This is a genomic window from Burkholderia sp. MSMB1498, from assembly GCF_001526245.1.
GTDB lineage: Bacteria > Pseudomonadota > Gammaproteobacteria > Burkholderiales > Burkholderiaceae > Burkholderia > Burkholderia savannae.
In genome coordinates this window covers 19,878-31,245 of record NZ_LOYJ01000002.1, presented here as the reverse complement: position 1 = coordinate 31,245, position 11,368 = coordinate 19,878, and the positions used below count along the sequence as shown (strand labels likewise).

Sequence of the window (11,368 nt, the reverse complement as noted above, 5' to 3'; positions counted from 1 at the left end):
TCGCGTCGAGCCCATCCGATAGCGCCGCGAATCTCCGTCGTCAACAACCTGAACTACGGTACTGCTCAGGCGCTTACAGATCAAGCGCAAGGCGGCAGAGATTAACGTCGATGCGAGCTTGAAGAACATCCGCACGAGCTACGGGAAGTACGCATTCGTCCTGCGCAATTTATTGGGCGACGCCGATTTCCTCGACGCGATCACGAACGATTCCGGTGATTGGCCCGAGCGCCTCAAGGTGCCCGATTACGAGACATGCGCAGTCCCGATGCACGTTTTCGGCATCACGAAACCCTATAACGATTTAGACCCCTCTGACGACGGCTGGACAGAGGAACCGGTCTTTTTTTCGGCCAGTGAGAAAGGAAACGAGCGATGCGATTCAAGAGCGAAGTGAAAGTGATGGGTATGAAGTCGAGCAAAGGTCAGATGGACAACGGCACTGCGTTCGACAGTACGAAGGTCTACACCGAGACGAGCCTCGACGATTCGAAGGGGACCGCCAAGGGTTTCGCCGTCGCCGAGTTCACGCTCGGCACGTCTGCCGAGTTCGAGAAGTACAAGCATCTGCCCTTCCCGTTCGAAGCGACGGCCGAGTTGGAGATCGTCACGAACGGTAAGACACAGAAAACCATCATGCACTCGCTCACGCCGACCGCTCGCGCGGCGAAGGGCTGATCATGGACAGCAGGGTCGTGTACGTGGTGCAGGACCTTGTTTCTGGTGGTTTCCTGCGGCCTGATTCCGGGGACGTGGGCCGGACCGATCGCCTACGTGATGCGGGTGGATTCGAGGATATCGGCGAAGCATATGAAGCCGGAATTGACCATTGCGACGGGTCATTCGACGTCGTGCCGCTGATCTTTGTTCGAAAGGAGGATTAAGTGTGTCGGTTGGCACTGTGCAGAACGTGTTGCTATGTGTGCCCGTAACGTCGGATCGGTCATCGATAGTAGATCAGCAAGTATGCCCTCCTTCGGGCACTCAGTATTTTCATGTTCAAGCGCAGCAGGCGTATGTGGTTGATCCAGCAAGCGCGGGCTTTTTCGATGGGCTCGCGATGCCCTTTGATTACGCCGCTGCGGGCGGTTTCTTCGCACTGGCATTCACGATGGTTGTTGGTATCTGGATGGTGAGTTCCAGCGCGGGAAGCATTCTCGCGTTGATCAAGCGGGGGTGATGCGTGCCGGGCGCTTCCCGGTTTTTTTTGAGGGCCAATCAATGTTTCAAGCAATGAAGAAGTATGCAGTTGGTGCGGCAGTGGCTGGTTCGGCGGTGACGGCGAACGCCGCATCGACCGCGCCGGACTTCACGCAGCTCACGGCGGCTGTGGATTTCAGCACGGTCATCACCGTGATCATGGCCGTCGCCTCGGTGATGGTCGGCGTGTACGTCGCGTGGCGTGGTGCGAAGTTCGCTCTGCGCGCCGTGAAGGGCCTGTAAGCTAGCGCGGCCGTTGTCGAGTTGGGGAGCCGCAGGGCTCCCCTTTTTGCGTTTACGGGGGCGGAATGATGACAGTATCGGACGGGTGGTATTTGGTGATTTTCTCGTGGGGCATGGTCTGCGGCTGGGCATGCGTGACTGGATTGAAGGGATGACCATGCGCTCAAAAAAAGTTCTGTGCGTACTCCTCGCGCTGGGTGCGTTGTCCAAAGCTGAGGCGGGAACGGTGATTGTGTTCGATGCCAAGGGAAACATCACCGGAAGCTATGTCGATCCGACCACGCCCTATTCATATGGAAAGGTCCAGACTCAAACGTCGGGGCTTATATACCAGCAAGCGGGCCGTAGGGGGTTGGACGTCACGGACGTAAAGGTGACGAAAACGGTAGAGGCAATCGAGACAGTCGCGACCGGAGCGGCTAACGGTGCTCGTGTTGGCGCTGGTGGCGGCTGGCTCGGGATGGTAGCTGGGGCGGTGCTTGGCGCTGTTGTGAACTGGGGGATAGGTCTGGGATTAGATGGGTTGGTGAAGTGGCTATTCAATGAAGATGGCAAGGTGGACGTAACGAAGCCCCCCGGAGGAAGATCGGACTACTACGAAGGGTATCTGTTTCCGCAACCCATTACATATCGTTCGAAGCAAACGCAACTTGTCTATTTTCAGAAGCTTGGTGATCTTGCGACCGTCTGGGCGGCAAATGGTACCCAGTTTGAGATGGTAAAGAATAAAGATCCTATTATCCCGGCTGGTGGCCGTCCGACTGCATACGCGATTACTTTCACGGGGAAATGTGAAGAGCCGGACGACATTGCTGTGTGCGAAATGTTGTACACCGATATGGGCAATCCTTCGTCCTCCTTCAAGTCACGAATGGGGTTTCAGGGGCGGAAGGGAACACCCCCGAACCCGTTGCAGGCGGGCGGTCAATATCAGGGCGGTGGCAACGTAGAGACGATGACGCTTAGCGATGCTATTAAGGCGCTTCCGGATAGCGAGAGTGAGCGGATGATCAATCCGGAGTTGATGTCCACTACGACAAATGATCTTTGGCAGTTGGCATCGCAATTGCCCGGATATCAGGGCATCCCGTACGACGTGAATAACCCGATCACCTACGATGACGCCTATCAGTGGCAGCGCGCGAATCCGGGATGGACGCCGACCGTTGGGGATGCGCTCGGGACCGGTGCGGGTGCTGGCACTCAGGGGCGTCAGGCGGGTTCGGTTGGCGGGCTTCCTATCTCGGGCCGGCCGGGGGCGGTCGATACGACTCCGGGCGTTAATCCGGGTATGGATACAGGAACACAACCCGGAACCGGCACTAATCCGGGCGCCGGCACGAACCCCGGTACGGGAACGAACCCCGGCACCGGCGCGAACCCCGGTACTGGCACGAACCCCGGTACTGGCACGAACCCCGGTACTGGCACGAGTCCGGGCAGTGGCACGAACCCCGGAGCGGGATCGGGTAACGGGCAACTATGCGGTGCACCGGGACAGCCAGTCTGCGAGGTTGATTTTGGTCCCGACCCAAAAACTGATAAGCCATCCTTAGAAAATACACCGACGATTCAAATGATCCTGGGGCCAATCATGAACATGCTTCCGGGGTTCGGCGCGTTTCAGGTTCCGGCGCACACAGGCATATGCCCAACAGCGACCTTTTCGATGTTTGGCCACTCCTACACGATGGATCAGCATTGCACACTGTTCGAGCAAAACCGAAAGGCGATCAGTGCGGTGTTCGCGGTGGTTTTCCTGCTCGCGTCAGTATTCATCGTCCTTACGGCTTGAGGTGATCCATGTACGCAATTTTGATTTCGGCCGGGTGGTCGATCTTGTCGTGGCTGCTGCGCTCGGTGTTGGTGAAGTTCGTGTTCTATTTCGCGCTGTATTTCTTCGTCACTGAGGCGATTCCCTATCTGCAGGAGCAAGGCATTCTGCCTACGTCGGCATCACTGACACAGGCGTTTGGTGCGACCGGCTCAGGTGTCTGGTACTTCCTAGATCTTTGCTCCGTCAGCTACGGCGCGCCGCTCATTGTCTCAGCGTGGGGCGCTCGCTTCGTCATCCGGCGCATTCCGTTCATTGGTTGAGGGCGCTATGGCAATCAACGCGTACTGCGGAATCATGGGTTCCGGCAAGTCGTACGAAGTGGTATCCGGTCCGGTGCTCGACGCGATTGCACGCGGTCGGCGAGTGGTAACGAACATCGACGGCATCAACGAAGAAGCGGTGCACGACTACCTCATTGAAAAGCGAGGACTTGATCGAGAGAAGCTCGGGCGGGTCGTGCACGTGACTACCGACCGCGTGCAGGAAAGTGGCTTTTTCCCGGTGGAAATTGAGGGAGCAGATGGTGCCACAGTGACTCCGGGGCTTGTCGAGCCGGGCGACCTGCTGGCGATCGATGAGGCGTGGAAGCTATGGGCCTTTGGCGAAAAGTTGTCGAAGGAGCACGTCGCCTTCTTTCGCATGCACCGACATTTCGTCAATCCTGATACGGGGCTGGCGTGCGACGTGGTGCTGATGGTGCAGTCGGTTGGCGATCTGCATCGAATGCTGAGGCCAGTGCTCGAGCTGACATTTGTGATGCATAAACTGAAGGCATTCGGTGCGCCGTCACGGTATCGGGTCGAGCAATACGACGGCTGGAAGCAGAACGCAAAGACCCGTGTTGCGACGTACTACAAGGCCTATAAGGCGGAAATTTTCCCGCTCTACAAGAGCTACGCGGGCGGGGCCGGACAGGAGGCGGTCGTGGATGCACGGCAGAACGTGTTGCTCGATCGCAAGTTGTGGTGGATCGCGGGTGCGGTGGTGGTTTTGATCGGTGGCGGACTATGGCTCGCGGTCGGGTTCTTTACTCGCAAGACGGAGAAGTCAGTGGAAGGCCGGGCTGCTGTCGCTTCGCCGACTCCAGGCGGTGGGCTAGGCGTGTCGGGTGGCGTGATGTCAGTGCCTGTCCCTGCTGCGGCACCCAACCCGCCAGATGTATCGGACACGTGGCGAGTGGTTGGGCGTTTCCAGTCTGGCGATGTTCACTACGTCGTGTTGGCCGATTCCTCGGGGCGGCTGCGGGTAGATTCGCCCTCTGCTTTTAACGGGGCCGGCGCTGCAACGGTGGGCCGTGTGGATGGTCAGCGCGTTGCAACGTGGTCTGGTTCGAAGCCTTCGAGCTGGTCGTCTTTTGTTCCGGGGGGTAATGCAAAATGAGCGTTAAGCGTCTGCTCGTGCTTCTGGTCATGTGGCCGCTGCTTGCGCTGGCTGATAAGCCAACGTCGTCGCCGGTGGCGGTGCCGCCGTTGCCTACTTTGGCGTCGCTTGGTGGAGCGGCAGATGTGTCGGTGGGGTTGCCCGCGCCGGTTCCACCATTGCAACCGATGGTGCAGCGTTCAAGCGGCAATCTGTTCGATCTGAGGTTTGCGACCGTCTCTTTCCTCGTGGATTTTGTGTATGAGAACGCGGTGAAGACGCCGCATGTGATCGGGCCAGATGTGCTAGCCGATCAGCGTCAAGTCTCATTTCGCTACAAGGCGAGCGATGGGGACCTGCGCGGGTTCTTGTCGGCGTTTCTCGATTCGCTCGGGTACGCGGTGACGGTGCGTGACGGCGTAGACTTTATCGGCAAGAAGCCAGACGCGGATCAGCCCAAGGATGTACGCGTGCCGTTCGTTTATGCGCCGCGCTACCGCAAGGCCGATTACCTGATGCGAATGGTGCAGCCGCTGGTTGGCGGCCGGTTCACGACGCAACGCGGCGTGTCGGCCGGTGGAATCGCGGCGTTGCAGGGCAAGGGCGATGTGATACAGGACGTGCCGCAACAGTCAGCAGCGGCCTTGATCGATCAGAGTTCGGATCAGTTGGTGTTCCTGGGCACGCGGGTTGAGGTCGAGGCATTGCAGAAGGTGCTGCCAATGATTGATGTGCCGCGGGGTAAGGTGAACTTGCGAGCATGGGTGTACGAGGTTAATAACACGACGCAGGATCAGTCGGGGTTTTCTCTGGCGGTCAGCGTGCTTGGTTCGGTGCTCGGCATCAGCAACGGGCTTAGCGACCCGTCGGCAGCGGTGGTGCAACTGCACGCGGGCAACGCGTTGAACGTCGGCATTCAGGCGCTGGATTCGGACAGTCGATTTAAGGTGCTGACGCGGCCTAATCTGACGGTCTTGTCCGGAGACCGCGCGCGGCTGAACGTCGGTCAGCAGGTGCCAACGCAGGGACAGGTGAGCTATCAAGGGTCAAGCGGAACGCCGGTGCAGTCGATCGTGTATCAGGATGCCGGCGTGATCTTCGACGTGCAGCCGACGGTGATGCACGATACGATCGAACTCGCTGTGCAGGAGGAGATTTCCGACTTCGTGCGTACGTCATCAGGCGTCAACACGTCGCCAACGAAGAACACGCGCAAGCTGCAAACCGTGACGGCGATGAAGGAAGGCGATGTCGCGGTGATCGGCGGGCTGATCCAGTCACACGACTCGCGCTCGCGTTCGGGACTGTCGTTTTTGCCGAAATGGATGAACGGCCACAATGACGCGACGGATAGCACCGAGATCGTTCTCGTGTTACAGGTAACGAAAATTTGATGCCCTCCTGCCGCAGCGCAAGAAAAAGCCCGCACGCAGCGGGCTTTTTCTATTCAATCGTTACCTCTATCGCGGGCGTAACAAAAGGTCGTGCGTCTAGCGTTGGGAGTGTCCGGCCGCAACCGAAGCGACGTAGGGCGACGGCGGCAATGCGGAGTTCGAGCGGTCGTCGCGCGGCTCAGCGCGGCTTGCCGGACCGAGTAGCGGGTACTCGATAGGGTGGTGAGCGGAAGCATTGCCGCCTCCCCTCCCCCCTCCTGCAAATCCGCCTTTTTACTGAATGAGCAGCGGCTGGGAGTGTTGATCGGCGCGGTAGATCGCACGCTTGATACTCGATAGGTGAACGCCGTATTCGTGGGCGAGCGCGGTTAGCGTGTAGCGTCCAGTGCGCCACTGGCGCACGACGCGGCGCTCGTCCTCGCTTTCAAGGCTTCGCGGTCGACCTAGGCGAATGCCGCGCTTCTTGGCGGCCTGCATACCGCTTTTCGTCCGCTCGCGGATCATCTCGCGTTCGAATTCGGCAAAGGCTCCAAGCATTTGGAGCATCAAGCGACCAGCGGGGGAGTTAGTGTCGATGTGCTCGGTAAGGCTTTCGAAGCCCGCGCCTCGATCCTGTAATCGATCGATGATGCTCAGCAGGTGTTTGAGCGATCGCGCGATGCGGTCGAGCTTGTAGACGACAAGAGTGTCGCCGCGCTTGAGGTTTCTGAGGAGTTTGTCTAAGACAGGTCGGCGCAGAGTTGCGCCGGACCGTTTTTCTTCGTGGATTGCATCGACGCCGGCCTTCGTCAGTGCGTCGATTTGCGCTCGCGTTTCCTGTTCTTGCGTGGAAACTCTGGCGTAACCGATTCTCATGGATGTGGAAAAATCGAAAGATTTTTCCACATCATGTGCCTTTCAATTCCCCGAACAGAAGCCCTTTTAAGCAACTGTAGAAAGAATCGTTTTATCTGGCGGAAAGGGTGGGATTCGAACCCACGATACGGTATAACCGTATACCGGATTTCGAGTCCGGCGCATTCGACCTCTCTGCCACCTTTCCTTTTTTCGCTCACCGGTAGGTCGTCCCGGCGAAGCGAAGATTATAGAACACCCTTTTGCCGACTTCCAAGTTTTTTCTCAAATATTTTTCGAAGCCGCTCGGAAGCCCGCTCAGGCCGCGTTCGACGGCGCATCGATCCGCTCGACGCCGCCCATGTACGGCCGCAACGCGACCGGCACCGTCACCGAGCCGTCGGCGTTCTGGTAATTCTCCAGCACCGCGACAAGCGTGCGGCCGACCGCGAGACCCGAGCCGTTCAGCGTGTGCACGAGTTCCGGCTTGCCCTGCGCGTTGCGGAACCGCGCCTGCATCCGGCGCGCCTGAAACGATTCGGTGTTCGAGCAGCTCGAAATCTCGCGATACGTGTTCTGCGCCGGCAGCCACACTTCGAGGTCGAACGTCTTCGCCGCCGCAAAGCCCATGTCGCCCGTGCACAGCGTGATCACGCGGTACGGCAGCTCGAGCTTCTGCAGGATCGCCTCCGCATGGCCGACCATCTCGTCGAGCGCCGCGTACGACGCCTCCGGCGCGACGATCTGCACCATCTCGACCTTGTCGAACTGGTGCTGACGGATCATCCCGCGCGTGTCGCGGCCGTACGAGCCCGCCTCCGAGCGAAAGCATGGCGAATGCGCGGTCAGCTTGATCGGCAGCGCGGACGCCTCGGCGATCGAATCGCGCACGGTGTTCGTCAGCGAGATCTCGGACGTCGAGATCAGGTATTGCGTGACGGTATTCTCCGCGCCGCCCTTCTCGACGCGGAACATGTCGTCGGCGAACTTCGGCAACTGGCCCGTGCCGTACAGCACGTCGGGATTGACGATGTACGGCGTGTACATTTCGCTGTAGCCGTGCTGCTGCGTGTGCGTGTCGAGCATGAACTGCGCGAGCGCGCGATGCAGCCGTGCGATCGGACCGCGCAGCACCGTGAAGCGCGCGCCCGACAGCTTCGCGCCCGTTTCGAAATCGAGGCCGAGCGGCGCGCCGACGTCGACGTGGTCCTTCACGTCGAAATCGAACTGGCGCGGCGTGCCCCAACGGCGCACTTCGACGTTCTCCGTTTCGTCGCGGCCGACCGGCACGCTTTCGTGCGGCAGGTTCGGCATCTGCAGCATCAGATCGGACACACGTGCCTGAATCTCGTCGAGCTTCACCGCCGACGCCTTCATCTCGTCACCGATGCCGCCCACTTCGGCCATCACCGCCGACGTGTCCTCGCCCCGCCCCTTCATCGCGCCGATCTGCTTCGAGAGGCTGTTGCGGCGCGCCTGCAGCTCTTCGGTGCGGGTCTGGATCGCGCGGCGCTCCGATTCGAGCGCGGAGAACGCGGCGACGTCGAGGGTGTAGCCGCGATCGGCTAGGCGCTTCGCGACGCCGTCGAGGTCTTTGCGCAGCAACTGGATGTCGAGCATGGGAGGACAGGAGAATCGTTGTGTAAGAGGAGAATTCTAACGCACCGCGCGACCGCCACGGCGTCGGCCGGACGGCCGGCGTCGCAAACGGACCGCTGTTCGTGGCAGTATCGCGTTTCAGGCATGCGTGCCGCGCGCCGCGAAGCCGCTTTGCATGGGACCGGAGCGAGCGCTGACGCGCGAACGCCGGTCGACCGCGGTGCATGGGACCTGAACAAGCGCTAAAGCGCTAACTCTGGTCGACTGCGGTGCATGGGACCAGAGTAAGCGCTAAAGCGCTAACTCTGGTCGACACGGAGAAACGATGGGCATCGAACTGGACAAGGACGTGCGCGACCGCGCGATCGCGTCGCTGCAACGCTATTTCACCGAAAACATGGAGGAGCCGATCGGCAACATCCAGGCCGGCGCGCTGCTGCATTTCTTCGTCCAGGAAATCGGGCCCGCGATCTACAACCTCGCAGTCGCCGACGCGCAATCGAGCCTGCAAGCGCGCGTCGCCGAGCTCGACATCGACTGCCATCACGAGCCGTTCGACTACTGGAAGAAACAGCCCGCGCGCAAACGCTGAACGGGCAGCCGGCCGCAGCCGCCGCTAATCCTTCTTGCCGGCGTCGCGATCGAGCTCGCGCAGCCACGCGAGCTTGTCAGCGATCTTCGTTTCAAGCCCCCGCGGCACCGGCTTGTACCAGCGCGGCTCGCGCATCCTGTCCGGCAAGTAAGTCTCGCCCGCGGCATACGCGTTCGGCTCGTCGTGCGCATAGCGGTACGCGTGGCCGTAGCCGAGCTCCTTCATCAGCTTCGTCGGCGCGTTGCGCAGATGCACCGGCACCTCGCGCGACTTGTCCTGACGCACGAACGCCATCGCCTCGTTGTACGCGTTGTAGCCGGCGTTGCTCTTCGCCGCGCACGCAAGGTAGAGCACGGCCTGCGCGAGCGCGAGCTCGCCTTCCGGCGAGCCGAGCCGCTCGTACGTCCCGGCCGCGTCGTTCGCGATCTGCATCGCGCGCGGATCGGCCAAGCCGATGTCCTCCCACGCCATCCGCACGATCCGCCGCGCGAGGTATTTCGGATCGGCGCCGCCGTCGAGCATCCGGCAGAACCAGTACAGCGCGCCGTCCGGGCTCGAGCCGCGCACCGACTTGTGCAGCGCGGAGATCTGATCGTAAAAGTTGTCGCCGCCCTTGTCGAAGCGGCGCGCATTCATCGTCATCGCGCTCTCGACGAACGCCGCGTCGATCGTCGTCACGCCCGCGGACGTTGCCGCCGTCTGCGCCTGCTCGAGCAGGTTCAGGAAGCGCCGTGCGTCGCCGTCCGCGTAGCCGACCAGCGTGTCGACCGCCTTGTCGTCGAACGCGAGCCCTTCGAGCGCCGCGTCCTGCGCGCGCTTGAGCAACTGGCGCAGTTCGTCTTCCGTCAGCGACTTCAGCACGTACACCTGCGCGCGCGACAAGAGCGCCGAGTTCACCTCGAAGCTCGGATTCTCGGTGGTCGCGCCGATGAACGTGACGAGCCCCGATTCGACGAACGGCAGCAGCGCGTCCTGCTGCGCCTTGTTGAAGCGGTGGATCTCGTCGACGAACAGGATCGTGTGGCGGCCGGTGCGGTTCAGCATGTCGCGCGCCTGCTCCATCGCCTCGCGAATGTCCTTCACGCCGCCCAGCACGGCGGACAGCGCGATGAACTCGCAGTCGAACGCGAGCGCGGTCAGGCGCGCGAGCGTCGTCTTGCCGACGCCGGGCGGCCCCCAGAGAATCATCGAATGCGGCTTGCCCGATTCGAACGCGAGCCTGAGCGGCTTGCCTTCGCCGAGAAGATGCGTCTGGCCGATCACGTCGGCGAGCGTCTTCGGGCGCAGCGCCTCGGCGAGCGGCCGGCGCGGTTCGACTGCAAACAGGTCGGACATGGACCTTGGCTCCCACGAAAAACGATGGCGGCAAGCGTTCGCCGCCGGACCGGACATTATGACAGCCGCGCCGCCCGCTGCCACGGCGGGCCGGGCAGCGGCGCGGCGGCTAGGCGCGCGAGGCAGCGACGCGACGTGGCGCGCGCCCAAACGAACCGGGCCCGCCATCGCTGGCGGGCCCGGTCGTCGGTCGATGCGCCCCGGCCGCGCTCAGCCGGTGACGACGTCCGCGCCCTTCGGCACGACGAACTTGAACTGGTCGGCCTTCAGCGGCGGATTCGTCTGAATGTTCGAGAACGTGAGCAGCGTCACGTTGCCGAACACGTCGTGCAGTTCCATCGCGGCGAGCACGCCGTTCCTGAAGCCGATGCCGATCCGCTGGAACTGCGTGTCCTGCGCCTTCGGCACCATCTCAAGCCAGTCGATCCCGCCCTTCTCGCCCGCGTCGCGCAGCGTGTAGTTCTTCTCGAGATCGTTGCTGCCGAACAGGATCGCGGCGGGGCTCGCGCCGAGCGCGCCCGCCAACTTGCGCTCGGTGACCTGGTTCAGATCCTTGTCGTACACGTAGAGCTTGTCGCCGTCGGCCTGCAGCACCTGCTGGTACGGCTTCTGATACGTCCAGATGAACTTGCCGGGCCGCGAGAACACGAAGCTGCCGCTCGAGTTGTCGGTCGGCTTCACGGTCGGCACCGCGCCGCTCGCCGCCTTCGACGGCGCCTTGACGATCTGCTGCGTGAAATCGCCCTTCGCCGCGTGCACCTTCGCGACGAACGCCTTCAACTGCTCGGTGCCGCTCGCGAACGCGTGCGATGCGACGAGCGCGAGCGCCGCACCCGCGAGCGCGGCGCGCAGCGTGCGCGCGAACGTGCGCTTCGGCGCGACGCGAAAAGCGGGGTGAACTGCCAACGACTGATGCTGCATGTTGAGGTTTTCTCCGTAGACGGCCGGTGCGCGTTCGACCGACGGCGCCAGCGC

Annotated in this window: 14 protein-coding genes and 1 tRNA gene; 10 read left to right on the top strand and 5 right to left on the bottom strand. The window is 61.6% G+C overall.

Annotated features, from left to right (window positions below; translation table 11 throughout):
- Window positions 1–118 precede the first annotated feature (118 nt).
- From WS91_RS00300 to WS91_RS00265, 9 genes are all read left to right on the top strand, one after another.
- Window positions 119–397 carry a hypothetical protein gene (locus WS91_RS00300; RefSeq protein ID WP_059669556.1) on the top strand — a complete coding sequence of 93 codons (279 nt, stop codon included), beginning with the start codon at window positions 119–121 and terminating at the stop codon, window positions 395–397.
- Window positions 376–678: a hypothetical protein gene (locus tag WS91_RS00295; protein WP_059669555.1), complete on the top strand. Its 303-nt coding sequence runs from the start codon at window positions 376–378 to the stop codon at window positions 676–678. Before WS91_RS00300 ends, WS91_RS00295 begins: the two co-directional genes overlap by 22 nt.
- A 2-nt stretch (window positions 679–680) precedes the next feature.
- Window positions 681–884 (top strand): hypothetical protein, encoded by a 204-nt coding sequence (locus WS91_RS00290; RefSeq protein WP_059669554.1) that lies wholly within the window; start codon window positions 681–683, stop codon window positions 882–884.
- A 2-nt stretch (window positions 885–886) separates the two neighbouring features.
- The gene (locus WS91_RS35335; protein ID WP_156432253.1) at window positions 887–1,180 is read left to right on the top strand and encodes a hypothetical protein; all 294 of its coding nucleotides are present in this window, start codon (window positions 887–889) and stop codon (window positions 1,178–1,180) included.
- A gap of 53 nt (window positions 1,181–1,233) precedes the next feature.
- On the top strand, window positions 1,234–1,443 hold the full coding sequence (locus tag WS91_RS00285; RefSeq protein WP_156432252.1) for a hypothetical protein: 210 nt from the start codon (window positions 1,234–1,236) through the stop codon (window positions 1,441–1,443).
- A gap of 130 nt (window positions 1,444–1,573) precedes the next feature.
- Window positions 1,574–3,238, top strand: a complete 1,665-nt coding sequence (locus WS91_RS36615) for a hypothetical protein (protein ID WP_197422198.1) — start codon at window positions 1,574–1,576, stop codon at window positions 3,236–3,238.
- Window positions 3,239–3,246: 8 nt separating this feature from the next.
- Complete coding sequence (locus tag WS91_RS00275; RefSeq protein ID WP_059669551.1) at window positions 3,247–3,540, top strand: DUF2523 family protein; 294 nt, start codon at window positions 3,247–3,249, stop codon at window positions 3,538–3,540.
- Window positions 3,541–3,547: 7 nt separating this feature from the next.
- Complete coding sequence (locus tag WS91_RS00270) at window positions 3,548–4,660, top strand: zonular occludens toxin domain-containing protein (RefSeq protein ID WP_059669550.1); 1,113 nt, start codon at window positions 3,548–3,550, stop codon at window positions 4,658–4,660.
- Window positions 4,657–6,033 (top strand): type II secretion system protein GspD, encoded by a 1,377-nt coding sequence (locus WS91_RS00265; protein ID WP_231751953.1) that lies wholly within the window; start codon window positions 4,657–4,659, stop codon window positions 6,031–6,033. The genes WS91_RS00270 and WS91_RS00265 overlap by 4 nt, the downstream gene beginning before the upstream one ends.
- 273 nt (window positions 6,034–6,306) lie before the next feature.
- Here WS91_RS00265 and WS91_RS00260 read toward each other — a convergent pair whose 3' ends face one another.
- The 3 genes from WS91_RS00260 to serS all read right to left on the bottom strand — a co-directional run bounded on the left by WS91_RS00260 (window position 6,307) and on the right by serS (window position 8,487).
- Complete coding sequence (locus WS91_RS00260; RefSeq protein ID WP_059669549.1) at window positions 6,307–6,888, bottom strand: recombinase family protein; 582 nt, start codon at window positions 6,886–6,888, stop codon at window positions 6,307–6,309.
- A 96-nt stretch (window positions 6,889–6,984) separates the two neighbouring features.
- Window positions 6,985–7,075 (bottom strand) — tRNA-Ser (locus WS91_RS00255).
- Between the two features lie 110 nt (window positions 7,076–7,185).
- Window positions 7,186–8,487 (bottom strand): serine--tRNA ligase, encoded by a 1,302-nt coding sequence (gene serS / locus WS91_RS00250; protein WP_038745706.1) that lies wholly within the window; start codon window positions 8,485–8,487, stop codon window positions 7,186–7,188.
- Window positions 8,488–8,791: 304 nt separating this feature from the next.
- On the opposite strand from serS, the gene WS91_RS00245 reads away from it, so the two are divergent.
- Window positions 8,792–9,058, top strand: coding sequence for a DUF2164 domain-containing protein (locus WS91_RS00245; RefSeq protein ID WP_038745708.1), 267 nt, complete (start codon window positions 8,792–8,794; stop codon window positions 9,056–9,058).
- Window positions 9,059–9,082: 24 nt separating this feature from the next.
- On the opposite strand, the gene WS91_RS00240 is transcribed toward WS91_RS00245, so the two are convergent.
- Both WS91_RS00240 and lolA read right to left on the bottom strand, forming a co-directional pair.
- Window positions 9,083–10,393: a replication-associated recombination protein A gene (locus WS91_RS00240; RefSeq protein WP_059669548.1), complete on the bottom strand. Its 1,311-nt coding sequence runs from the start codon at window positions 10,391–10,393 to the stop codon at window positions 9,083–9,085.
- 210 nt (window positions 10,394–10,603) lie between these two features.
- Window positions 10,604–11,314 carry an outer membrane lipoprotein chaperone LolA gene (lolA, locus tag WS91_RS00235; protein WP_038745826.1) on the bottom strand — a complete coding sequence of 237 codons (711 nt, stop codon included), beginning with the start codon at window positions 11,312–11,314 and terminating at the stop codon, window positions 10,604–10,606.
- Window positions 11,315–11,368 lie beyond the last annotated feature (54 nt).